This window comes from Massilia sp. 9096 (assembly GCF_000745265.1).
Lineage (GTDB): Bacteria > Pseudomonadota > Gammaproteobacteria > Burkholderiales > Burkholderiaceae_D > Telluria.
Genome location: NZ_JQNN01000001.1, coordinates 1,790,136 through 1,815,145 on the forward strand (window position 1 = coordinate 1,790,136; position 25,010 = coordinate 1,815,145).

15 protein-coding genes are annotated in these 25,010 nt (G+C 68.7%); 6 read left to right on the top strand and 9 right to left on the bottom strand.

Features of this window, described 5'->3' with window-relative positions; all coding sequences use genetic code 11:
• Positions 1 to 111: 111 nt before the first annotated feature.
• From FA90_RS07700 to FA90_RS07715, 4 genes are all read right to left on the bottom strand, one after another.
• The gene (locus FA90_RS07700) at positions 112 to 1,281 is read right to left on the bottom strand and encodes an efflux RND transporter periplasmic adaptor subunit (protein ID WP_036167601.1); all 1,170 of its coding nucleotides are present in this window, start codon (positions 1,279 to 1,281) and stop codon (positions 112 to 114) included.
• The gene (locus tag FA90_RS07705; protein WP_197065363.1) at positions 1,271 to 4,468 is read right to left on the bottom strand and encodes an efflux RND transporter permease subunit; all 3,198 of its coding nucleotides are present in this window, start codon (positions 4,466 to 4,468) and stop codon (positions 1,271 to 1,273) included. Before FA90_RS07705 ends, FA90_RS07700 begins: the two co-directional genes overlap by 11 nt.
• Positions 4,469 to 4,784: 316 nt before the next feature.
• Positions 4,785 to 7,241 carry a DNA polymerase II gene (locus FA90_RS07710; protein WP_051971558.1) on the bottom strand — a complete coding sequence of 819 codons (2,457 nt, stop codon included), beginning with the start codon at positions 7,239 to 7,241 and terminating at the stop codon, positions 4,785 to 4,787.
• A 15-nt stretch (positions 7,242 to 7,256) separates the two neighbouring features.
• Positions 7,257 to 8,084: a ferritin-like domain-containing protein gene (locus FA90_RS07715; RefSeq protein ID WP_036167607.1), complete on the bottom strand. Its 828-nt coding sequence runs from the start codon at positions 8,082 to 8,084 to the stop codon at positions 7,257 to 7,259.
• Positions 8,085 to 8,223: 139 nt separating this feature from the next.
• Between FA90_RS07715 and FA90_RS07720 the strand changes: the two genes are divergently transcribed.
• Complete coding sequence (locus FA90_RS07720) at positions 8,224 to 8,844, top strand: flavin reductase family protein (RefSeq protein WP_036167610.1); 621 nt, start codon at positions 8,224 to 8,226, stop codon at positions 8,842 to 8,844.
• 83 nt (positions 8,845 to 8,927) lie between these two features.
• Here the strand turns inward: FA90_RS07720 and FA90_RS24885 are convergent, their stop codons facing one another.
• The gene (locus FA90_RS24885) at positions 8,928 to 9,875 is read right to left on the bottom strand and encodes a hypothetical protein (RefSeq protein WP_156116630.1); all 948 of its coding nucleotides are present in this window, start codon (positions 9,873 to 9,875) and stop codon (positions 8,928 to 8,930) included.
• Between the two features lie 356 nt (positions 9,876 to 10,231).
• On the opposite strand from FA90_RS24885, the gene FA90_RS07730 reads away from it, so the two are divergent.
• The 4 genes from FA90_RS07730 (at position 10,232) to FA90_RS07745 (ending at position 18,440) form a co-directional block, all read left to right on the top strand.
• A complete protein-coding gene (locus FA90_RS07730) occupies positions 10,232 to 11,944 on the top strand; it encodes a sodium/solute symporter (protein WP_036167613.1) in 1,713 nt (570 codons plus the stop codon).
• Between the two features lie 177 nt (positions 11,945 to 12,121).
• A complete protein-coding gene (locus tag FA90_RS07735; RefSeq protein ID WP_081933721.1) occupies positions 12,122 to 14,524 on the top strand; it encodes a glycoside hydrolase family 31 protein in 2,403 nt (800 codons plus the stop codon).
• On the top strand, positions 14,524 to 16,185 hold the full coding sequence (locus tag FA90_RS07740; protein ID WP_051971560.1) for a DUF5597 domain-containing protein: 1,662 nt from the start codon (positions 14,524 to 14,526) through the stop codon (positions 16,183 to 16,185). The genes FA90_RS07735 and FA90_RS07740 overlap by 1 nt, the downstream gene beginning before the upstream one ends.
• A 44-nt stretch (positions 16,186 to 16,229) precedes the next feature.
• Entirely contained in the window at positions 16,230 to 18,440 is a 2,211-nt protein-coding gene (locus FA90_RS07745) for a beta-glucosidase (RefSeq protein ID WP_036167616.1), read from the top strand.
• Between the two features lie 116 nt (positions 18,441 to 18,556).
• Here the strand turns inward: FA90_RS07745 and FA90_RS26900 are convergent, their stop codons facing one another.
• The 4 genes from FA90_RS26900 to FA90_RS26255 form a co-directional block, all read right to left on the bottom strand.
• Entirely contained in the window at positions 18,557 to 19,660 is a 1,104-nt protein-coding gene (locus FA90_RS26900) for a sigma-70 family RNA polymerase sigma factor (protein ID WP_051971561.1), read from the bottom strand.
• A gap of 35 nt (positions 19,661 to 19,695) precedes the next feature.
• Positions 19,696 to 20,436, bottom strand: a complete 741-nt coding sequence (locus tag FA90_RS07755; protein WP_036167619.1) for a sulfite exporter TauE/SafE family protein — start codon at positions 20,434 to 20,436, stop codon at positions 19,696 to 19,698.
• Positions 20,437 to 20,632: 196 nt separating this feature from the next.
• Positions 20,633 to 23,047 (bottom strand): DUF6600 domain-containing protein, encoded by a 2,415-nt coding sequence (locus FA90_RS07760; protein WP_036167622.1) that lies wholly within the window; start codon positions 23,045 to 23,047, stop codon positions 20,633 to 20,635.
• Positions 23,048 to 23,151: 104 nt separating this feature from the next.
• Positions 23,152 to 23,316, bottom strand: a complete 165-nt coding sequence (locus tag FA90_RS26255; protein ID WP_156116631.1) for a hypothetical protein — start codon at positions 23,314 to 23,316, stop codon at positions 23,152 to 23,154.
• 213 nt (positions 23,317 to 23,529) lie between these two features.
• Here FA90_RS26255 and zwf point away from each other — a divergent pair, with 213 nt between their 5' ends.
• Complete coding sequence (gene zwf / locus FA90_RS07765; RefSeq protein WP_036174737.1) at positions 23,530 to 25,005, top strand: glucose-6-phosphate dehydrogenase; 1,476 nt, start codon at positions 23,530 to 23,532, stop codon at positions 25,003 to 25,005.
• Positions 25,006 to 25,010: the final 5 nt, after the last annotated feature.

Consider the following 25,010-nt stretch of genomic DNA (forward strand, 5'->3'; position numbering starts at 1 on the left):
GCGCGTCCTCCCTTTGCAAACGAAAATGCCTGGCCGAAGCCAGGCATTTTTTTATCTTCCGCAGGCCTACGCGCGCAGGCGCACGAACCTGCGCGCGCGCGCGCGGGCGCGTCAGCCGGCCTTTTTCGCCGCCGCAGCGGCCGGCGCGGCCTGCGCCACGCGCACCGCATCGCCGTCGGCCAGGCCGTCCGGCGGGCTGTCGATGATGCGGTCGCTGCGCGTCACGCCGGCCAGCTGCACCACGCTGCCGAGGTCGCGCGCGATGGTCACGCTGCGCAGGCGGGCATGGTTGTCGGCGTCGAGCGTCGCGACCTGCACGCCGTTCTTGCCGACGATCAGGGCGCCCGGCGGCACCGTCACCGCGCCGACGTCGACCGGCAGGTCGAAGCGCACGTTGGCGAACGCGCCCGGCAGCAGGTCACCGTTCGGGTTCTCGACCACCAGCTGTACCTGCATCGCGCCGGAACCGGAGGCGATCGCCTGCGACTGCGCGGTCACCTTGGCCTTGTAGGTCTGGCCCGGGCGCTCCGGCACGCTCAAGGTGGCCACGCTGCCCGGCTTGATCAGGGCGACCTGGCGCTGCGGCACGTTCACGTACACGCGCAGCTGGTGCAGGTCGGACACCACGAACAGCTCGCTGCCGGTGGCGCCGCCGACGTTGACCAGCGCGCCGACGTCGGTGTTGCGCTCGGTGACCACGCCGTCGAACGGCGCCACCAGGCGCGTGTAGCGCTTCAGCGCCTGCTCACGGTCGACGTTGGCCTGCAGCGACTGCGCGGTGGCGCGCTTGGACAGATAGTCGCCCTGCTTCTCGTCGGCCTCCTGCTTGGAGACCGCCTGCTGGCCGATCAGCGATTGCCAGCGCTTGGCGGTACTCTCGGACAAGGTCAGGTTGCTCCTGGCGACCGCCAGGTTGGCCTGGGCCGCGGCCAGGTCCTGGTCCAGGTCCGGCGTGTCGATCACGGCCAGCACCTGCCCGGCCTTGACCTTGGCGCCGATGTCGACGTTCCACTTTTCCAGGTAGCCGCTGACGCGGGCGTAGATCGGCGCGCGCGACCAGGCTTCGATGCGCGCCGGCAGGTCGAGCGGCGCGCCCGGAATGTCGTGCACGTTGACCAGGTTGACGGTCGGGACCGAGCGCTCGGTCGCGCTCTGCTTGAGCTGTTCGGCTTGCGAATGGCGCGTCGCCAGGCCGCCGGCGACCACCGCGCAGGCGGCGACCAGGGCGGTGACGCCGATCACGAGCGGACGCTTGTTTGCTTTGTTGGCATTAGTGGGCATGGACGGGAACTCCGGGTTGGGGTTTGGGCAGGTCGGTCGCTTTGCGCTTGTCGCGCGCGTGGACCATGCTGAAGACGACGGGAACGAATACCAGGGTGGCGATGGTCGAGAAGATCAGGCCGCCGATCACGGCGCGGCCCAGCGGGGCGTTCTGCTCGCCGCCCTCGCCCAGGCCGAGCGCCATCGGCAGCATGCCGATGATCATGGCCAGCGCGGTCATCAGGACCGGACGGAAGCGCACGAAACCGGCTTCCAGCGCGGCGGCGTGGGCGTCGCCCAGCTCGGCCAGGCGCTCGCGCGCGAAGCTGATGACCAGCACCGAGTTCGCGGTCGCCACGCCCATGCACATGATGGCCCCGGTCAGGGCCGGCACCGACAGCGTGGTGTGGGTCGCGAACAGCATCCAGACGATGCCCGCCAGCGCGGCCGGCAGCGCCGACACGATCACCGCCGGGTCGAGCCACGATTGGAAGTTGACCACGATGAGCAGGTAGATCAGGCCGACCGCGCCGAGCAGGCCGAACATCAGGCCGCTGAACGCGCGTTCCATCGTGCTGACCTGGCCCAGCATCTGCACGGTGGCGCCCTTCGGCGCTTCCGCCTTGGTGTCGGCGATCGCCTTGCGGATGTCGGCGGCGACCGCGCCCAGGTCGCGGCCCTGGGTGGCGGCCTGGATCTGCACCATCGGCGCCACGTCGTACTGGCTGACGATCGCGGGCGAGTTGTCGCGCGTGATCCTGGCCACCGCGCCCAGCGTGGCCGAGGCGCCGCTGCCGTTGCCGACCGGGAGGTTGGACAACGCGGACAGCGAATCGAGGGTCGGCTGCGGGGTCTGCATCACGATCGGGTAGCTCACGCCGTTCTGCGGGTTGAGCCAGTAGGTCGGGGCAACCTGGCTGCTGCCGGCCAGGTTGACCACCAGGCTGTTGGTGACGTCCTTGGCGGTCAGACCGAGCAGGCCGGCCTGGGTGCGGTCGATGTCGACGTTGAACTGCGGCGCACGCCGGGACTGCTGGATGCGCACGTCGGCCACGCCCGGGATCGCACGGATGCGCTTCATCAGCTTGTTGGCGTAGGCGTAGTTGCCGTCGACGTCGCGGCCGCGCACTTGCACGTCGATCGGCGCCGGCGAACCGAAGTTCAGGATCTGGCTGACGATGTCGGCCGGCGGGAACGAGAAGGTCGTGTCCGGGAATTCGCGTGGCAACACCTCGCGCAGCCTGGCCACGTACTCGGCGGTCGGCTTGTGCTCTTCGCCCAGCGCGATCTGGAAGTCGCCGTCCTGCGAACCCATGGTGCCGGTGTTGTTGTAGGTGAGGTTGATCGAGGACGCCGGCAGGCCGATGTTGTCGACCATGGTCACGATGTTCTCGCTCGGGATCACGCGGCGGATGGCCTGGTCGATCCGGGCGAAGCGCTGCGCGGTTTCCTCGGCGCGGGTGCCGACCGGCACGCGCGCGTGGATCAGCACCTGGCCCGAATCGACCGCCGGAAAGAAGTTACTGCCCAGGAAAGGCACCAGCGCGAACGAGGCGAACACCACGACCAGGAAGCCCAGCACGAAGCCCTTGCGGTTGCCCAGCGCGCCCTGCAGGATGTTGCGGTAGCGCGCGCGGATGGCTTCGAAGCGCGCCTCGAAGCCGCGCTGGAAGCGCACCAGCGGGTTGCGCGACGGCGCGGGGTGGCCATGCTCGCCATGCGCCTCGTGCGCCTTGAGCAGGTAGTTGGCCATGGTCGGCACCAGGGTACGCGACAGGATGAACGAGCAGACCAGCGCGAAGATCACGGCCTTGGCCATCGGCACGAACAGGAAGCCGGCCACGCCCTGCAGGAAGAACATCGGGATGAACACGATGCAGATGCACAACAGCGACACCAGCGCCGGGGTCACGATCTGCTGGGCGCCGTCCAGGATCGCCGGTTCGACCGCCTTGCCCTGCTCCAGGTGCCAGTTGATGTTTTCGATGGTGACGGTGGCGTCGTCGACCAGGATGCCGACCGCCAGCGCGAGGCCGCCCAGCGTCATCAGGTTGAGCGTCTCTCCGAGTGCGGACAGCGCGATGATCGACCCGAGGATCGACAGCGGGATCGAGACCGCGATGATCACGGTCGAGCGCCAGCTGCCCAGGAACAGCAGGATCATGACGCTGGTGAGGCAGGCCGCGATCGCGCCCTCGGTCGCCACGCCCTTGACGGCGGCGCGCACGAACACCGACTGGTCGTTGATCGGCACGACCTTCAGGGCTTCCGGCAGGCCGGGCTTGAGGGAATCGAGCTTGGCGCGCACGCCGTCGACGATCGCCAGGGTCGAGGCCTGGCCGTTCTTCAGCACCGACATCAGCACCGAGCGGCCGCCGTCGACGTGGACGATGTTGGTCTGCGGCGCATTGCCGTCGTGGACGTCGGCGACGTCGCTCATATAAATGGTGGTGCCGTTCACCACCTTGATCGGCAGCCGGCCCAGGTCTTCGATGGCCGAGGGCGCGCTGTTCAGGTTGATCGTGTATTCGAGGCTGCCGATCTTCTGGGTGCCGACCGGGGTCAGCACGTTCTGCGCCGCCAGCGCGTTGGCGATGTCCTGCGCCGACAGGCCGCGCGCCTGCAGTGCGTCCGGCTTGACGTCGATCTGGACCTGGCGCTGCTTGCCGCCGTACGGCAGCGGGATCGCGGCGCCCGCGACCGTCACCAGCGGCGTGCGCACGGTGTTCAGGCCGAGGTCGTACAGCTGCTGCTCCGACAGGCCCTTGCCCGACAGCGCCAGCTGCAGGATCGGCACCGTGGCGGCATTGTAGTTCAGGATCAGCGGCGGGGTCACGCCGGCCGGCATCTGCTTGAGCAGCGCCTGCGACACCGCCGTCACCTGCGCGTTCGCGACCGCGATGTCCACGCCCGGCTGGAAGAAGATCTTCACGATCGAGATGCCGGGATAGGTGTTCGCTTCGATATGCTCGATGTCGTTGACCGTCGTGGTCAGGCTGCGCTGGTACAGCGTCGAGATGCGCCCGGCCATCTGGTCCGGCGGCAGGCCGGTGTACTGGAAGGCGACGGCGATCACCGGCATCTTAATGTCGGGGAAGATGTCGGTGGGCGTGCGCATCGCTGCGAGCGGCCCGATGATGAGGAGCGCGAGCGCCAGCACCACGAAGGTGTAAGGCCGCCGCAGCGCGGTGTGGACAAGTCCTAGCAACATTGTGAAACTCCGGACGATGGGTGAATGCAGTCTGCAGAGGCTTTACGAGCAATTGCGGCCAACTTCGCGTAATTACGCCCGAATTGCACTCAAGCCCTCATGCAAACCCGGTAATATGGGGCAAAATCGAATTCCTGACTAGGGGCTCGGGACGCCAAAACCCCGACATTTTGCACGCTGCCGTGAATTTCTGCTGGCGGTGCGCCGGTTTTGGCACGGAGGTAATGACGATGGTGACATCGGCTCGGCGCGATGCCACACAACGTACACAGTTCGTTACGAAAGCGTCGTCAAAACAATGACTTAGCACTGACTAGAAGAGCGCGCCCTGGGGGCTGGTGAGACGTGCGAAATCGTCGCCGAGGAAGGTCAAGATGGCGTCGGCCACCGGTTCGAGCTGGCGCGTCAGGTAGTGCTCGTAGTCGATCCCGGCGCGCGCCGAATGCGGCATTGATTCGATCGCGTCCAGCGGTTCCGGTCCGGACAGCAGCATCACGTAACGGATCCAGCCGCCGTTGCGGTACTGGGCCGGGCGGCCCTGGCGCAGGTGGAATTCGTCGGCGATGCGCGCCGCGCGCACGTGCGGCGGCACGTTGCGGTCGTATTCGGCCAGCGGCCGGCGCACGCGCTTGCGGTAGACCAGCTGGTCGTCGAGTTCGCCGGCCAGCAGGCGCGCCACGGTGTCGCGCACGTAATCCTCGTAGGGCTGGTTGCGGAAGATCCGTTCATACAGGCCTTGCTGGAAGCGCTGCGCCAGCGGGGTCCAGTCGGTGCGCACCGACTCCAGGCCCTTGTAGACCATCTCCTCGCTCAGCTTGCCGTCCTTGTCTTCATGGCGCACCAGGCCGGCGTAGCGCTTCTTGCTGCCCTCCTCCGAACCGCGCACGGTCGGCATCAGGAAGCGTGCAAAGTGCACGTCGTATTCCAGCTCCAGCGCCGAATCGAGTCCGAGTTCTTCCTTCAGGTGCGTGCGCCACCAGCCGTTGACCCGGTCGACCAGGTCCTGGCCGATGCGGCGCGCGTCCAGTTCGCCATGGGCGCGCCCGAGCCACACGAAGATCGAGTCGGTATCGCCGTAGATCACGCCGTAGCCCTGCTCCTCGATCATCGCGCGCGTGCGCTGCAGGATGTCGTGGCCGCGCATCGTGATCGACGAGGCCAGGCGCGGGTCGAAGAAGCGGCAGGCCGGGGTGCCGAGCACGCCGTAGAACGCGTTCATGATGATCTTGAGCGCCTGGGACAGCGGCGCATTCTTCTCGACCTTGGCCGCCTCGCGCCCGGCCCAGACGCGCGTGACGATGCCGGGCAGGCAGTTTTTGCTGCGCGAGAAGCGCGCGCCGCGGTAGCCGGGCACGGTATCCTGCGCGCGCCCCTGCTGCGCCTCGCGCAGGCCCTCGACCAGGCCGACCGGGTCGATCAGGAAGGTGCGGATGATCGACGGGTACAGGCTTTTATAGTCCAGCACCAGCACCGAGTCGTACAGGCCGGAGCGCGAATCCATCACGAAGCCGCCCGGGCTGTCGCCGCCCGCGACGTCGCCGATGTTGGGCGCCACCAGGCCCTGGCGATGCATCAGCGGCATGTACAGGTGTTCGAACGCCGCCACCGAACCGCCGCTGCGGTCGGCCGCCAGGCCGGTCACGCTGGCGCGCTCGAGCAGGAAGGGAAACAGGCCGGCCTTGTCGAAGATGCGCGTGACCAGCTCGCAGTCCTTGAGGTTGTAGCGCGCCAGCTGCGGCTTGTCCTCCTCGAACATGCGGTCGATCTCGGCCATGCGGTCGTAGGGGTTGCCGATCTCCTTGCCTTCGCCGAGCAGCGTCTGCGCGACATTCTCCAGGCTGAAGGACGGAAAATTCCAGGTGGCCGTCTGCAGCGCCTCGATGCCGTCGATGACCAGGCGCCCGGCGATGCCCCACAGGTAGCGCGCGCCGCCCGAGTTTTGTCCCCCTCGCTCGCGCCACTCGATCGCCGAGCCGTCGCGCCCCAGCCGCAAGGGCCGGTTGTGGCGGTCGGCATGCTCCTGCAACACGCGCAGGTCGAAGTTAACGACGCTCCAGCCGATGATCACGTCCGGGTCGTGGCGCCGGAACCAGTCCTCCATCGCCTCCAGCAGCTCGAGGCGGGTGGCGCGGTACTCGAGCGCGAAGTCGACCTTCGCGCGGCTCTCGGGCGAACCGTTTTCCGGCCCCAGCATGTACACCACGCGCTGGCCGCAGCCTTCCAGCCCGATCGAGCGCAGCTCGCCCTGCATCGTCGTTTCGATGTCGAGCGAGACCGTGGAGAGCCTGGGCCGGTAGCCGTGGTCCGGCTTGAGCTGGCCGTTGACGAACAGCTGCGGGTCGCCCGGCGCCGGGGTGCCGGTGAACAGCACCGGGGCGGTGATGAAGCGCTCCATCAGGTAGCGGTCGGTCGGTCGGACGTCGGCCTCGAACACGTCGACGCCATGCTCGCGCAGGCGCTTTTCCAGCCGCATCAGGTGGCGATAACTCTTGCAGTACAGGCCCAGCACGGGCCGATGCTGGAAGTCGGCCAGCGCCAGTTCGCGCAGCTCGACGCCACGCTCGCGCGCGAGCAGGGTGTCCAGCGCGGCGCGCTGCTCGGCTGGCACGAAGGCGACGGCGCTGGTTGGCGCCAGGCGCACGCGGCATGGACCGTCCTCGGTGGCCAGCCAGAACTCGGCCTCGACGCCATCGTCGACGTCGCGCCAGTGGCGCGTCAGCAGGAAGCCTGTGCGCGGCCCGGGTGCGCGCTGCGGATCGTGGTCGTCCATGTCGGGATGATACGCTCAGGGAGACAGTGCGTCGGCGCGGTAGCGCGCCAGCTCGGCATCCAGGAACCCGGCCTGGCGCCGCGCTTCGACGTTGAACGGGCCCTTGAGCACCGGCGCCTTGTACTGCAGCGTGAGCGCATCGTAGGTCGACACCGGCTCCAGGCCGCGCAGCGCGCACAGGTGGAAATACCAGCGGTTGCCGATCTCCACGTGGCCCACCTCGTCGCGCAGCAGCACGTCGAGGATGGCGGCGGCGGCCGCGTCGCCGGCCTGGGCCAGCTTGGCGCGCAACGGCGGGATCGCGTCCAGGCCGCGCGCTTCCATCGTGCGCGGCACCAGGGCCATGCGCGCCAGCACGTCGCCGGCGGTCTTGGCGACCATCTCCCACAGGCTGTCGTGGCCGGGAAAATCGCCATAGGCGTGGCCCAGCGTGCCGAGGTGCCGATCGAGCAGATTGAAATGCAGCGCTTCCTCGCTGGCCACGCGCAGCCAGTCGGCGTAGTAGGCCTCCGGCATGGCGGGAAAGCGCCAGATCGCGTCCAGCGCCAGGTTGACGGCGTTGAACTCGATGTGGGCCAGCGCGTGGATCAGCATGGCGCGCCCTTCCACGGTGGCCATCGAGCGGCGCCCGAGCCGCTTGGGCGAGACCAGCTCCGGCCTGGCCGGGCGGCCGGGGATGGCGCCGGCCGGCGTCAGCAGCGCGGTCGGGTCGATGCGCGCGCGCGCCTGCGCCTGTGCGCGCGCGAGGGCGGCCACGCCGGCGCTCTTGGCGGCGGGGTCGGATTCGGTCAGGAGCTGCAGCGCCTCGGCGCGCAGATCCGGAAGTTGTGGCGGGTGCGCCATCGGCAAACCTGTGCTGCGTGAAAAACGCACAGTGTAGCAAAGCGCCCCGACGGCCGTGCGCCGGAGTTCGATGCCGCCGTCGCAAGCCTGCACGCGCGCGCGAGGAATGCTATCGTGCGCCCTGCACACAGGAGCCTTCATGAACGACACCGTCCATTTTTACGAACCCGGCCAGGGACACGGCCTGCCGCACGACCCGTTCAACGCCATCGTCGGCCCGCGCCCGATCGGCTGGATCGCCTCGAAAAGCGGGGCCGGGGTATTGAACCTCGCGCCCTACAGCTTCTTCAACGCCTTCAACTACATCCCGCCGATCATCGGCTTTTCCAGCATCGGCTGGAAGGACTCGGTGCGCAACATCGAGGAGACCGGGCAATTCGTGTGGAACCTGGCCACGCGCGACCTGGCCGAGCGCATGAACCAGACCTGCGCGGCGGTGCCGCCCGAGGTCGACGAGTTCCAGCTGGCCGGCCTGACGCCGGCCGCATCGCGCGTGGTGGACGTGCCGCGCGTGCTCGAGTCGCCGGTGGCGATGGAATGCCGCCTGACTCAGCTGATCCAGCTGCAGCGCGCCGGCGGCGCACAGGTGCCGAGCTGGCTGGTGCTGGGCGAGGTCGTCGGCGTGCACATCGACCGGCGCCTGCTCAAGGACGGCGTGTACGACACCGCCGCCGCCGGTCCGATCCTGCGCGGCGGCGGCCCGGCCGATTATTTCAGCATCGGACCGGAGCAGCTGTTCCGCATGTTCCGTCCGCAGTAAGGTCGCGCCGACGAGGACATGAAAAAACCCCGCCGCGGCGGGGTTGTGTCATGCCGGCGCACGGCGCACGCCCGTGGCAGCGATCAGCGCTGCACCGGCGGCGCGCTGCCGGCACCCTGCTGGCCCTGGCCCTGCGTGTCCGATTGGGTGGCGCCGGTGCCGGCGCCCATCGAGCGCGAGGTGGCGGTGCCGCTCATGCCCGACTGGCTGCCGTTGGTGTTGTTCGAGCCGGACTGGGTCGGACCCGAGATCGGCGCTCCGCTCTGGCCGGCGCGCGTGGCGCCCATGCCCGAGCTGCCGCTGGCGCCGGTCGACGAGGGCTGGCCGCTCAAGCCGCTGTTGACGCCGCCGTTCATGGCGCCGGTCGACGACTGGCTGCCGTTGCTGCTCGTCGCGCCCGATTGCTGAGCGCCCGACAGGGTCTGCGGCTGCTGGCCCATGCTACCGGTGGCGCCCATGCTGCCGCTGTTGCCCATCGATTGCGAGTTCATGCCCATCCCGCCCGACTGGCCGATGCTGGAGCTGGACTGGCCGATGCTGGTGGAGCCCGACTGCTGGGCGCCGGAAAGCGTTTGCGGAGCCGCATCCGAGCCGGAACCGGTGGCGCCGGACGCGCCCGAGCCGCCGTAGGCACCGCTGCCTGCGCTGCCGCTCGAGCCGATGCCCGAGGCGGTCTGTCCGCCCGCGCCGTCGACCGTGGTGGTCGAGACGATGCGCTCGCTCACTTCGGCCTGCGGGGCGTTGGCCACCAGCTGGCGGATGTTGCCGCTGTCACGCTTGTAATTGGCTTGCGCCTGCTTCAGGCAAGCCGCCTTGCCCGACTTCTGCTTGTTGCAGGCCGCGGTCTGGTCGGCATAGGCGGCGCTGAGTTCCTTCTTGAGGACGGCGGTGCGCTGGGCCTGGCTCGCATCGGCCTTGTACCAGCGGGCCGGATCGCCTTTATGCTGGGTCTGCGCGGCCGTCGCTGCGGTGCTGCCGGCGCACATGATGCAGGCCACTGCGACCATGCGCGATAGGGATAGCTGTTTCATGTCAACCTCCTGATATCGATGGGTAGGTGCGCCCGGGAGCGCTCTGGAGGGCGTTTGCGCGGCATGCGTACACACGACGTCTCCAGTGTTAGTGAAAGTCAGTATAGGCGCGCACGAATCGACCGGATGTGGTCTGACTAACAATATCGAGCAATTTCCGGCAGACTCTTCCTGGAATAATTTCGTAGCAAAAACAGAATACGAAATGGAAACAATCTGATATTTCAGATACTCTAGCGCCAACGGCTGTGTGCGCTAACACGGCCATGGGCGGTCCGGGGCTGGCAAGCCGCGCAGACCGGCATACAACAGCAGCCGCACCAGCGGCTTGCAATACGAGACAACGCTGCACGACCATGAACCTCTTTTCGTCCCTGGATTCCTTCGTCTTCCTGGTGTATTTCCTGGTGGTGGCCGGCTACGGCCTGTGGGTGTACCGCCGCAAGAACGTCGGGAGAAACCCGGCCGCCGCCGGCGCTTCGGCATCGCATGATTATTTTCTGGCGGAAGGCTCGCTGAGCTGGTGGGCCATCGGCGCATCGCTGATCGCATCCAATATTTCTGCCGAGCAGTTTATTGGCATGAGTGGGTCCGGCTACAAGATCGGCATGGCGATCGCCGTGTACGAGCTGATGTCGGCGGCCACGCTGGTGATCGTGGCCATCTTCTTCATGCCGGTCTACCTGAAGAACAAGATCTACACGATGCCGCAGTTCCTCGAGCAGCGCTACGGCAAGGCGGTGGCGACCACGATGGCGATCTTCTGGCTCGGCCTGTACGTGGTGGTCAACCTGACCTCGATCCTGTACCTGGGCGCGCTGGCGATCGGCAGCATCGCCGGCCTGGGCGTGCTGCCCTGCATGCTGTTCCTGGCGCTGTTCGCCGCGGTCATTACGCTGGGCGGCATGAAGGTGATCGGCTACACCGACGTGATCCAGGTCACCTGCCTGGTGATCGGCGGGCTGGTGACGACCTTCATCGCGCTCGAACTGGTGGCCAGGCTGGGCGGCGGCGGTGGCGCCCTGCATGGCGCGACGACGCTGTTCCACAGCGCGCGCGATCACTTCCAGATGGTGCTCCCGCGCGACAATCCGAACTACATGGACCTGCCCGGCCTGTCGACGCTGATCGGCGGCATGTGGATCGTCAACCTGAACTATTGGGGCTGCAACCAGTACATCACCCAGCGCGCCCTCGGCGCCGACCTGCCGACCGCGCGCAAGGGCCTGCTGTTCGCAGCCTTCCTGAAACTCCTGATGCCCGTGATCGTGGTCCTGCCCGGCATCGCCGCCTATGCGCTGGACAAGTCGGGCATGCTCGGCGACGCGATGCGCGCCGGCGGCGAGCTCAATCCCGACCGCGCCTACCCGACCCTGCTGGCGCTGCTGCCGTCCGGCCTGAAAGGCGTGGCGTTCGCGGCGCTCACCGCGGCGGTGGTCGCTTCGCTGGCCGGCAAAGCCAACAGCATCGCCACCATCTTCACGCTCGACATCTACAAGAAGCACTTCAAGCGCGACGCGAGCGAAGCGAGGATGGTCTGGATCGGCCGCCTGACCGTGGTCGTGGCGCTGGTGCTGGCGGTCGGGATCGCCCCGCTGATGGGCATCGACAAGAAAGGCGGTTTCCAGTACATCCAGGAATACACCGGCTTCGTTTCCCCGGGCATCCTGGCGATGTTCCTGCTCGGCTTCTTCTGGAAAAAGGCGACCGGCGCCGCCGCCATGTTCGCCACCGTCGGCGGGCTGGTGTTCTCGATCGTCCTGAAGTTCTTGCCGCAACTGATCGACCTGGGCTTCCTGGCGCCGATCGGCTTCGCGGTCAAAACGGGCGGCACGGGCGCCGGCGGCGTCTACGAGATTCCCTTCCTGGACCGCATGTTCATCGTGTTCTGGGTCGTCGTGGCCGGCATGGTCCTGATCAGCACCCTGGGCGCGCGCGCATCGGCGACAGCCGGGACAACCCGGGCGCTGCAGGTGGACCGCAAGCTGTTTCACGTCGACGGCGCGTTCGCCCTGGGCTCGGCGCTGGTATGCGTGCTGGTGGCGGCGATCTACGGCATGTGGTGGTAAGCACTTTCCTTGTCTCGCGACCCGCACTAAACACGCTAAAAAGTGTCGTAACGTCATGTTAGCGCTCAACATTGCTGTTAGAATATTTCTCAATGCTGAGCCAGGCCACGCGGCCGGCTTGCGCGACAACGACGACATGCCCGGCCCCGACCGGGACAGCGCATTTACGGAGACTGCATGACCGCCATCCAAGGCCGGGTACGCCCGGCATCGCCTTTTTATTCCTCTACCCGCGCCCCCCTGCGCATCGCCGTCGCTTCGGCACTGGCCGTCATGGCCGCCGGCACGGCGATGAGCGCGGCCGCCGCCCCGATCGCCACCCTGGACCGCAACGGCGCCTGGGTCTCGGTCGAGGCCTGGGGCCCGAACGTGATCCACGTGACCATCGCCGCCGACAAGGCCGAGGCACTGAAGGACGCCGGCTACGGCATCCTGGCAAAAGGCCAGGACAACGGCGGGTTCCGCCACACCGCCGGCCAGGACGGCGACACCTTCACCTCGAACGGCATGACCCTGCACGTGAACGCGGCGCCGCCGCCGCACGTGCCGAGCCAGGGCGAAAAATACTTCGCGCCGAGCCTGGCCCCGGTCGGGCTGCAGGTGAAGAACGCGCAAGGCCAGCAAGTGCTGAACATGACCGGCTGGGAGATGGCGCCGCACACGGTCGCGGGCGAGAAGACCTACCAGGTCGGCGCCAGCTTCACCGCCCCGGCGGACGAGCATTACTATGGCATGGGCCAGAACCAGGAGTCGCTCGGCGCGCTCGACCTGCGCAACCGCGTGATCGACTGCAGCCACTGGTACGAAGCCCCGGGCGGCGAAACCGTGTGCGTGCCGTTCATGGTCTCCTCGAAAGGCTACGGCATCGTCTGGGACAACCCGTCGAGCACGCGCTTTCGCGCCGCCGTCAACGGCAAGACCGCGTTCCAGTCGAGCGTCGGCGAACGGGTCAGCTTCTTCGTCATCACCGGCAAGAGCAGCGACGAGCTGTACGCCGGCTACGCGCGCCTGACCGGCAAGACGCCGCTCCCGCCCAAGGCCGCCTTCGGCCTGATCCAGTCGAAAGCGCGCTACGACAGCCAGGACGAAGTGCTGCGCGTGGCGAACACCTACCGCCAGAAGGGGTATCCGCTGGACGTGATGGTGGTGGACTGGTTCTACTGGACCCGCATGGGCCAGATGGACATCAACCCGGCCGAATTCCCCGATCCGGACGGCATGAACAAGAAGCTGCACGACATGGGCATGCGCTCGATCATCTCGATCTGGCCGCGCTTCGAAACGAGCGGGCGCTACTTCAACGAACTCGATACCAAGGGCTACCTGCTCAAGGACAAGGACGGCCGCACCGTCGATGGCCTGCCGTTCCGCGCCGACCGCACCGGCGGCCTGATCGACGCCACCAATCCTAAGGCACGCCAGTGGTACTGGGAAAAGGCGCGCGACAACATCCTGGCGCACGGCTTCGACTACCCATGGCTGGACGAGACCGAACCGGACCTGGTCCCGGATGGCTACTATTATTCGATCGGCTCGGGCGACCGCTACCACAACCTGTTCCCGCTGGTGCACGTCGAAGGCGTCGCGGACAACCTGCGCAGCTGGCGCAAGAACGAGCGCGTGCTGGTGCTGTCGCGCGCGGCCTACCTGGGTTCGCAGCGCACCGGCGCGCTGTTCTGGTCGTCGGACATCGACCCGACCTGGGAAGCGCTGACGCGCCAGATCCCGGCCGGCCTGAACATGACGGCGTCCGGCATCGCCCTGTGGGGCAACGACATCGGCGGCTGGCAGGGCCTGCCCCAGACCACGAACGCCACCAAGCCCCCGCTGCTCGATCCGTCCGGCGCGCGCGACGTGGTCGGCCAGAACAACGACTACCCCGAGCTGATGACGCGCTGGTTCGAGTACGGCACCTTCCTGCCGACGCTGCGCATCCACGGCGACCGCAAGCACACCGAGATCTGGGCCTTCGGCAAGCCGGCCGAGGACGTGATGGCGCGCTACGACCGCCTGCGCTACCAGCTGATCCCCTACATCTACAGCCAGGCCAAGTTCACCCACGACACCGGCGCCCCGTTCATGCGCGCGCTGTGGATGGACTTCCCGAACGATCCGAACGTGGCCGACATCGGCACCGAGTACATGTTCGGCCCGGCCTTCCTGGTCGCGCCGGTCACGCAGCAGGGCCAGACCTCGAAAGACGTCTACCTGCCGGCGGGCAGCGACTGGTACAACTTCTGGACCAACGAAAAGCTGGCCGGTGGCCAGTGGGTGAAGGTGGCCGCGCCGATCGAGCAGATCCCGGTGTTCGTCAAGGCCGGCTCGATCGTGCCGATGGGCGCCGACGTGCAGTCGACCGTCGGCAAGCAGGCGATCGCCCAGGTACTGGTCTATCCGGGCAAGGACGCCTCGTTCGACCTGTATGACGACGATGGCCACAGCTACGACTACGAGAAGGACAAGGGCACGAGCTCCACGCGCCTGCAGTGGAACGAAGCCTCCGGCAAGCTGAACGCCAGCGGCGGCGACAAGGCGCTGGGCGCGAACGCGGCCAAGCTGCTCAAAGTGGTCGGCCGCTGATGCTGCGCCCCGGTCTCTTCACGCGCGCGCTCGCGCTGGCGGCCGCGTGCGCCAGCGTGTGCGCGCAGGCGAGCGACATGCCGCGCATCGCCGAACAGAACGGCCATTACGCCCTGATGGTCGACGGCTCGCCCTACCTGATGCTGGCCGGCCAGGCCCAGAACTCGAGCAACTACCCGGCAGCGCTGCCCAAGGTCTGGGCCGCGCTGCGTGATGCCCACGCCAACACGCTCGAGATCCCGGTCGCCTGGGAACAGATCGAGCCGAAGGAAGGCAAGTTCGACTTCGGCTGGGTCGACACATTGGTCAAGCAGGCGCGCGAGAACAAGGTGCGTCTGGTGCTGCTGTGGTTCGGCACCTGGAAGAACACCGGTCCCGCCTACGCGCCGGAATGGGTCAAGCTTGACAACGCCCGCTTCCCGCGCATGGTCAACAAGGACGGCAAGCCGGACTGCTGCCTGTCGCCGTTCGGCGTGCAGACGCGCGAGGCCGACAAGCGTGCTTTTGTCGCCCTGATGACGCACCTGAAGCAGATCGACGGCGAGCGCCACACGGCGATCATGGTGCAGGTCGAGAACGAGGTCGGCAGCTACAAGCTGGCGCGCGACTACGCCCCCGCGGCCGAAGCGGCCTACCGCCAGCCGGTGCCGGCCGCCGTGCTGGCGCGCCAGCAGCCGCCCGCCGGCCGTCCGCGGCAGGGGTCCTGGCGGGAAGTCTACGGCGACTTCGCCGAGCAGTACTTCCACGCCTGGGCCATCGCCAGCTACATCGAAGACATCGCCAAGGCCGGCCGCGCCGTCTGCGACCTGCCGATGTACGTCAACAATGCCTTGCGCGACCCCGGCACGCCGGGACAGCCGGCCGCGCCGTTCAAGGACGACTTCGCCAGCGGCGGCCCGACCTTCGACGTGCTCGGCATCTACAAGGCGGCCGCGCCGCACATCGACTTCGTCGGCCCGGACATCTACATGCCCGAGTCGAACAAGGTCGCGGCCAACCTGGAGCGCTTCCAGCAGCCGGGCAACGCCCTGCTGGTGCCGGAGATGGGCAACGCGCCCGGCTATGCACGCTACGTCTGGCAGATCCTGGGGCGCGGCGCGATGGGTGTGGCGCCTTTCGGCATCGACTACGCGGATTACAGCAACTACCCGCTCGGCTCGCCCTACACCGACAAGCGCATGGTCGAACCGTTCGCCCAGGTGTACGCGGCGTTCGCGCCGATGCAGCGCCAGTGGGCGCGCTGGGCTTTCGAAGGACGCACCCACGGCGTGGCCGAGGGCGACGACCGCGCGCCGCAGACGCTGGCGCTGCAGGGATGGAAGGCCACCGTGAGCTTTCGCGAATTCCAGTTCGGCGAGCGCGAATGGCTGCACGACAAGAGCGACTATCCGCTCGGCACCGACAAGCCGAACGGCGGCCTGGCCCTGGCCCAGCTGGGGCCGGACGAATTCCTGGTGGTCGGCCAGCGCGCGCGCCTGAAGGTGAGCGGCGCCGGCGCCAACGCCGGCAAACCGAGCATGTGGGCGCGCGTCGAGGAAGGCCATTTCGAGCCCGACGGCCGCTGGGTCATGGAGCGCGTCTGGAACGGCGACCAGACCGACTACGGCCTGAACCTGCCGGCCACGCCGACCGTATTGAAGGTCCGCATGGGCACGTATTAGCACTTATTAAAACAGCCTGACAAAACAATCATGGAGAGAAGACGATGAAGACCCGATTCAAACCGACCCGCTGGGCGCTGGTGCTGGCCGCCGCGTTCGCAGCCCAGTTTTCCGCGCAGGCGGCGGACAATGCCGCCGCCTCGGCCAGCGCCGAAGCGCGCGCCGCCCAGCTGGTCAGCCAGATGACGCTGGACGAAAAGATCAACCTGGTGTTCGGCCACTTCGGCTCCGAGCAGAATGGCAAGCCGCCTGTCGCAGGCGTACGGCCGCAATCGGCCGGCTACCTGAAAGGCATCGACCGCCTGAAGATCACGCCGCAGTGGCAGACCGACGCCGGCATCGGCGTGGCCTCGCAGCCGGGCAAGAAGCCGCGCGAGCGCACCAGCCTGCCCTCGGGCATCGCCACCACCGCGACCTGGAACCCGGAACTGGGCTTCCAGGGCGGCGCCATGATCGGCAACGAAGCGCGCCTGTCGGGCTTCAACGTCATGCTGGCCGGCGGCACCAACCTGACGCGCGAGCCGCGCAACGGCCGCAACTTCGAATACGGCGGCGAAGACCCGCTGCTGGCCGGCGTGATGGTCGGCGAGCAGATGCGCGGCATCCAGTCGCAGCACGTGGTCTCGACCATGAAGCACTACGCCTTCAACGACCAGGAGACCGGCCGCAACATCCTCGACGCCCACATCGGCGAACAGGCCGGCCGCATGTCCGACCTGCTGGCCTTCGAGATCGCGATCGAGCGCGGCAAGCCGGGCTCCGTGATGTGCTCGTACAACCGCGTCAACGGCGACTTCTCGTGCGAGAACGACTGGGTGCTGAACAAGGTCCTGAAGGGCGAGTTCGGCTTCAAGGGCTACGTGATGTCGGACTGGGGCGGCACCCACTCGACCGTCAAGGCGGCCATGAACGGCCTGGACCAGCAGTCCGGCTACCCGTTCGACAAGTCCAACTACTTCGAAGGCGCGCTCAAGGAAGCCGTGCTGGACGGCCAGGTGCCGGTGGCGCGCCTGGACGACATGGCCAAGCGCGTGCTGTGGGGGCTCGCCTCCGTCGGCGCGCTGGACAATCCGGTCAACGACGAGCCGGGCAAGATCGACTACGCGGCGCACGCGCGCACCTCGCAGGCGGACGCCGAGGAAGGCATCGTGCTGCTGAAGAACCAGGGCGGCGTGCTGCCGCTGGCCCCGAACCTCAAGCGCATCGCCATCATCGGCGGCCACGCCGACAAGGGGGTGCTGTCGGGCGGCGGCTCGGCCCAGGTGTACCCGGTCGGCGGCCTGGCGGTGCCGAACGAAGGTCCGAAGGAGTGGCCGGGCCCGATGGTGTTCCTGCCGAACTCCCCGATGAAGGCGCTGGCCGCGCGCACCAAGGCCAGGATCACCTATGACGAGGGGCGCGACCCCGCCGCCGCCGCGCTCGCCGCGCAAGGCGCCGACGTGGTGCTGGTGTTCGCAACCCAGTGGACGTCGGAAGGCAAGGACGTGCCGAACCTGTCGCTGCCGAACAACCAGGACGCGCTGATCGCCGCCGTGGCCAAGGCCAACCCGCGCACCGTGGTCGTGCTCGAGACCGGCGGCCCGGTCACCATGCCGTGGGCCGACAGCGTCGCCGGCGTGGTCGAAGCGTGGTTCCCCGGCACCAACGGCGGCGAGGCGATCGCGCGCGTGCTCAGCGGCGAGATCGACGCCTCGGGCCGCCTGCCGGTGACCTTCCCGATGTCCGAAAGCCAGCTGCCGCGTCCCAAGCTGGACGGCGTCGGCCTGGCGCCGGAGACCCGCTTCGACGTCGATTACACGATCGAAGGCGCGGCCATCGGCTACAAGTGGTACGACCTGAAGAACATCAAGCCGCTGTTCGCTTTCGGCTCGGGCCTGTCGTACACCAGCTTCCAGTTCAACGGCCTCAAGGCCGAAGCGGCGGACGGCGCGCTGCGCGTCACCTTCAACGTCGCCAACAGCGGCCAGCGCCCCGGCAAGGCGGTGCCGCAGGTGTATGTGTCGAAGGTCGGCGGCGGCTGGGAAGCGCCCAAGCGCCTGGGCGGCTGGGACAAGCTGGCCCTGAAGGCCGGCGAGAGCCGCAGCAGCACGGTCACCATCGACCCGCGCACGCTGGCCGTGTACGACACCGCCTCGCACACCTGGAAGATCGCCGCCGGCGACTACCAGGTCACGCTCGCGACCGCGGCCGACGCGCCGGTCGCCAACGTCACGGTGCACCTGGCGGCGCGCGAGTTCAAGCCGGGTCCGCGCTGATCGCAGTGCGCTGACCGGGCCATACCGGGCATCTTCGTCCCATGGGGGGACTTTGTAAGGCGTCAACCGCGAGGTTGGCGCTTTTTTTTGACCGGGCGAGCCCCGTCAGCGCCCCGTCAGCGCGCCGGCGGCAGCGCGTCGAGGCGCGCGCGCAGAGCGTCAGGCACCGGCGCGTCGGGATGAAGCTCGCGAAAGGCCCGCCATGCGTCGCGCGCTTCGGCGTCGCGGTGCTGGTCGAGCAAGGCGCTGATGCGGGCCATGGCGCCGGCCGGGTCGCGTTCGTCGTAGGCAGGGACCGGTTTGCCGCCTTGATCGCCCGCCCCGGCTGAAGGCAGGCCGGCCGGCACGACGCCCAGCTGGAGCGCCAGCGTGACGCCGATCACCAGTACCGCCGCCACCGCCATCGGCACGCGCAGATGACCGAACGGGTTGGATGGGCGCGGCGCCTCCTCGTCGTCGGCGGCGCCGTCCGCATCGGCGGGTGGCGCACTTATCACGGAGTCGTGCACCACCCGGGCCGGATGGTCGAGCGCCGCGCGCGCCTGCGCGTGGATGCGCGCATCCAGGTCCGCCGGCGGCACGTGCTGCGGCAGGCCGCGCAGGATGGCGCCGGAACCGTTTCCCTGGTCGCCGCGGCCGTCGTCTCGTGTGCCGTCGCCACGCACGCTCATGTCCGGATCCGCCCCGATGGCATCGATGACTGACTGGGCGCGCAATTTGCCCAGCGCGTCGCGCAGCCGGGTCTCGACGCTGTCCAGCGGCGCGGCGCACAACAGCGCGAGCTCGTCGGGTCCCAGCCCGCTGAAGTGGCGCAGCATGAGGATGTCGCGCTCCTCGTCGGGCAGCGCGCGGATGGCCTGGCCCAGCCATACCGCACGCGGACACGGCTCGGCGGCGGACGCCACGTCGCGCGCCGCGCCGGCCATCGTTGCGAGCGGCGGCGCGGGGAGGTCGTGGCGCATCGCGTCGGCCAGGCGACTGCGCGCCACCTGATAGAGGAAGGTGCGGAACGAGGCGCTGGCGAGGTAGCGCCCGCGCGCCTGGTGCAGTGTGGCCCAGCAGTCCAGCACCACCTCGTCGATCCGGTCGCGGTGCGGTGAGCACCAGTCGATGAAACCGTACACGCCGCGGCTGTGGCGCCGGTACAGTTCCTCGAACGCGGCCAGGTCGCCCTCGCGGTAGCGCAGCGCCAGGTCTTCGTCGGAGAATGCGGTCAACATGCTTCCATCATAACACCGCGGTCGTTACAGTGCCCTCACAGCGGCTTGATGAACAGCCCGACCGTGAGCGCCACGCCGATGCACACGATCGCCACGCGCAGCGCCTTCTCGTTCACGCGCCGCAGCGCCAGCGTGCCGAGCAGGCCGCCAATCACGGCGCCGGCGGCCAGCACCAGCGCCTGGCGCCAGTGCAGTTCGGGCGACGTCACGAACAGGACCACGGCCGACGCGTTCATCACGCCGGCCAGCACGTTCTTGGTGCCGCCCGCATTGCGCGCCGACTGGCCGGCCAGCGTCAGCGCGGCCATCATCAGGATCCCGATGCCGCCGCCGAAATAGCCGCCATATACGCCGATCAGGAATTGCGCGAAGGCGGTCGCGCCCGGCCCGATGTGCAGCGCCCCTTCGGCACCGGGCTTGCGAAAGAACGAGCCCCAGGTGAACACCGCGGTCGCGAACAGCACCAGCCACGGCACCAGGCGCGCAAAGACGTCGGGCGAGGTATGCAGCAGCAGCAGGCCGCCGAGCGCCCCTCCGATCAGGCTGAGCACGAACAGCGCCCAGAACGGCACGCGTCCGGCGCCGGTGGCCAGCTTGCGCCCCGCGTAGCCGGCCGTGATCTGGCCGGGGAACAGCGCCACCGTCGAGGTGATGTTGGCCGCCAGCGGTGTCATGCCGGAGACGATCAATGCCGGCAGCGTCACGAACGAGCCGCCGCCGGCCAGCGTGTTCTGCACACCGGCCCAGAGGCCGGCCAGGAAGACCACCAGCAGCATCGTCATGACAGGGCTCCGTCGCTGAGGCGGAGGGCGGAACGGCGAGCGGCGTGCGGGGTCATGGCGCTGCGGCGCCTGGCCGCGCCGGTGTGTGAAAAGATGACCATCTTACACCGGCGCAGCGTCTGTTCGCGCGCACGCGCAGGGCGTGCCTGCACGTCGCGCCACGCAGGCGCGCGCGAGGCGCGATGACGTATCAGTGGCCGTGCTCATGGCCGTGCTCTCCGCCGCCGCCGCCCTGGTGCTGGGGTGGCGCGTCGTGGTGCTGTTGCTGGGGTGGCGCGTCGTGGTGCTGTTGCTGGGGTGGCGCGTCGTGGTGCTGCGGCGGCGGCGGTGCGTCGTGACGCTGCGGCTGCGGCGGCGGTGGCGGTGGCGCATCGTGATGCTGCTGCGGTGGTGCGTCGTGATGCTGCTGCGGTAGCGCGTCGCGGTGCTGCTGCTGCGCCGGCGTGTCGTGATGCTGCCGCTGCGGCGGCGCGTCGCGGTGCTGCGACGCCTCATGGCGCGGCTGGAACCCGGGCGCGGCGTCCCGATGCGGCTGCGGCGTGTCCCGGTGTGGCTGGAACGCCGGCGCCGGGTCATGGTGCGGCTGCGCCTGCGGGCGCTGCTGCGCCATCTCGCGCTGCGGCTGCGCATGCATCTCGGCGCGCGGTGCGGCGTGGGCTGCCTCGGCATCGTGCGGGCGCTCGGCCGGCATCGGCCGCAGCTGCGGCGCCCCGTGTGCTTCGCGCTGTGGCGTGCGTACCGCCTCGGCCTGCGCAGGCGCGCGCAGATGCATCGGCTGTTCGCGCTCGGGCGCGCCGTGCGGCATGGCGCCCTGCCCGGCCATGCGCTGGGCGTCGGCATGCGGCGCCCCGGGCGCCGCGCCTGCACCGGCCCAATGCTCGCGGCCGGCGCCGGGGCCGCGGCCCGGATACGGCGCGCCGGCCGGCGCCAGGGCTGGCGCCGCGCCGTCCGGTCCGTGTGCCGGCATGGCCGCCAGGCCGTGCTGAATCGGGCCCGTCCGGCCCGCGAATTGTCGAGCGCCGCTCCGTTGGCCGCCGAATGGCTGGCCGGCCGCACCATGCGCCGGTGGCACGCCCGGCCTGACGGCGCCCGCCGGCCGCAGCATGCGCACCGGCATCGTGACGCCCGGGCCGAAATCCGGCCGCCCGCCCGGCCCTGCGCCGCCGTGCGCCAAGCCTGGTCCGCCGGCGCGCGCAAAGGCCGGCGGCAGGCTGCGCGCCACCGCGAGGCGGCGCTGCGCCAGCTCGGGCGGTCGCTGGCGCGACAGCGCCGTGCCGATCCGGCTCTGCGGCAGCGGGCGCGCGCCCGGCGCCAGCGTCAGCGGCGCGTTCATCGCCACACGCGCGTCGAGCGCCCGGCCGAAGCGCGCCGCCGGACCGGCGCCGGCGAACTGCGCCGCCGGCATCGCCATCAGCGCGCCCGGCACGCCGCGGTTGGCGTAGCGGATGCGGTCCGGATGGTTCATAAAGCCGTCCAGGCCGCCGCGCCCGAATCCGGTATTGCTGATGTTGATGCGGGTGACGTAGGCCGGGCTGGCATGGTACGGCGGGCGGTAGGGCTCGTGCGGACCGAGCGGGAACCAGCCGACCCCGGGGCCGTCGCCGCGTCCGCCCAGCGCCACGGCCGCGCCGACGAAGGCCACCAGCGCCGGCGCGAACACGGGGCGCTCGCGCGCCGGCGCCGGCACCCAGGCCCAGCGGTTCTCCAGGTTGACCCAGCGGCCATAGTGCGAGACGGCATAGCCCCACGGCTGGTCGTCCACCCAGGTCCAGCCCCACGGATCGATCCAGGCCCAGTGGCCGCTCTGGTAAGGCGCCCAGTTCGACGCCACCCGGGTCGGCACCCACACGGTGCCGTAGTCCGGCACCACGCGCCAGGCGCCGTTGTCGTCCAGGTCTTCGTAGCCGACCACGTCGGCCGGCACGAAGCGCGCCGACTGGGCGCGGTCGAGGCGTGCGTCGCGCTCGAACGCCCAGCGGTCGAAATCGTCGTAGGGCTGGACCGGCGCGTTGCCGAGGTTCTGCAGGTCCTGTCCCGCGAAGCGGTAGCCCTGGTTCGGGCCGATGCTGTAGGCGTTGCCGTCGCCGTAGACGTCGCCGCCGCCGCGCAGCACGGCGACGTCGGTGCTGGCGCCGTCCGGACTGACCACGATGCGGTAGTCGCCCGGCGCGCGCGCGACGAAGGCCAGGTTGGGCGTGTCGATTTCGACCACGCTGTTCGGATCGACGCGGCGCACGTGCAGGTCGATACGACCCTGCGCCACCTGCAGCTGGGTCGCGCCTTCGTCGGCGGCCAGCACGCTGAGCAAGGTGCCGGCGTCCATGCGCGCGATGACCGGCCCGAACTGCGCTTCGTCACGCGCGCCGGCGTCGGTCCAGAGGCGGTCGCCGGCGACCAGCGGGCGGTTCAGCGGGGCCTGGGCCCAGGTGTCGGTGCCGCTCGGGGACATGCTGACCGGTCCGGCCAGCCAGGCGATGCGCCCGGCGCGCGCCGGCGGGTCTTGCGACGAGCCCTGGGCCAGTGCCGGCAAGGCGGTGGCGCCGAGGGCCAGCGCGACGCCGATGGCGAGCCGGCGCGGCCGCAGGGAAGTAAGGCGTGCTGTCATGATCGTGAACTCGAATATGGATGAGTTCACAATAACGCGCGATACGCTCGAGCTCGGTTCGGCAGCGCACCTTGTTGCACTAATTAAACTGCCGGGAAAGCGGCTCAGTCGTCGTCATCCCTGGCGAGGAACTCGCTGACCCACTCCTGCCAGCCGCAGCGAGGACAGCGGCTGCACAGGATGACGCCGAAAAAAGTCGCGCATCCGCAGGCGAGCACGGCCGCTTGCAACGCGATATTCGATTCGAGACCGTAGAAAAGGTTCAGCATGGCGTCTCCTTGATATCGTCGGGTTTGTATGTACTGTATTACAAGCGGCCCGAGGAAGCCAGCGGCGTACACTTGAGGGGCGTCGTCTACGCTACAATCTGGTTTCCAGGCAAGATCTCGGTGCACGCCGCTGCCACGATGCCCGGAATCGGTTAGTCTGTGCCGCTATCCCACGCGACTTTACAACCACTTTTAGCCAACAAGATGAGCAAGATGAGCGAAACGACCACTTCGACAGAGTTAGACAACGGCCTCCCCCTCGACATGATCATCTTTGGCGGGATGGGCGACCTGGCGATGCGCAAGCTGCTTCCGGCGCTGTATTCGGCGTTCCAGCACGGCACCCTGCCCGGCTCGACCCGTATCCTGTCCACCGGCCGCCAGGATTACACGCGCGACACCTACCTGGCCCACATCGAAGAGCACGTGCGCGGCTTCATCTCCAAGGACAACTTCGACGCCAGGTCATGGGACGGTTTCCTGCAGCTGCTGGTGTACGTCAAGCTGGACGTCCAGGCCGCCCCCGATTTCTCGGCGCTGGCCAAGGCCGCGCGCGCCGATGCCCAGCGCGTGTTCTACCTGTCGACCGCGCCGTCGCTGTTCACGACCATCTGCGACAAGCTGGCCGCCACCGGCCTGGTCGACGAGCACGCGCGCGTGGTGCTGGAAAAGCCGCTCGGCACCGACCTCGAGTCGGCGATCGCCATCAACGAGGACGTCGGCCGCCATTTCGCCGAATCGCAGATCTACCGCATCGACCATTACCTGGGCAAGGAAACCGTGCAGAACCTGATGGTGCTGCGCTTCGGTAACTCGATCCTGGAACCGCTGTGGCGCGCCCCGAACATTTCCAGCGTGCAGATCTCGGTGGCCGAGGAAGTCGGCGTCGGCAGCCGCGCCGGCTTCTACGACGGCGCCGGCGCGATGCGCGACATGGTCCAGAACCATCTGCTGCAGCTGCTGTGCATCGTGGCGATGGAGCCGCCGACCTCGCTCAACGCCGACGCGGTGCGCGACGAAAAACTCAAGGTGCTGCGCTCGCTGCGCCGCTTCAAGCTGGCCGACATCGCGCGCGACACCGTGCGCGGGCAGTACGTCCGCGGCGTCAGCGGCAACCAGGCCGTGCCCGGCTATCTCGAAGAAAAGAACGTCCCGCAGGACAGCAGCACCGAGACCTTCGTCGCCCTGCGCGCTTTCGTCGACACCTGGCGCTGGTCGAAGGTGCCGTTCTACCTGCGCACCGGCAAGCGCATGCAGCGCCGCTCGTCGAGGATCGTGATCGAGTTCGCCAACCCGCCGTTCCCGCTGTTCCACCAGCAAGGCGGCGCGGTCGCCAACCGCCTGGTCATCGAACTGCAGCCGGAAGAAGCGATCAAGCTGCAGCTGATGGCCAAGCAACCGGGCAGCGGCATGGAGATGCAACAGGTTGCGCTCAACCTCGACCTGCAATCGGCGTTCCAGCAGCGCCGCGCGGAAGCGTACGAACGGCTGCTGATCGACGTGGTGCGTGGCCGCCTGACCCACTTCATGCGTCGCGACGAGCTGGAAGCGGCCTGGGAATGGGCCGACCCGATCATCGACGGCTGGCAGCAGCTGGGCGAGAAGCCCCATCCGTACGCGGCCGGCACCTGGGGTCCGTCCGAGGCGTTCGCGCTGCTGGCGCGCGATGGCTTCAGCTGGTTCGAGTAAGCACG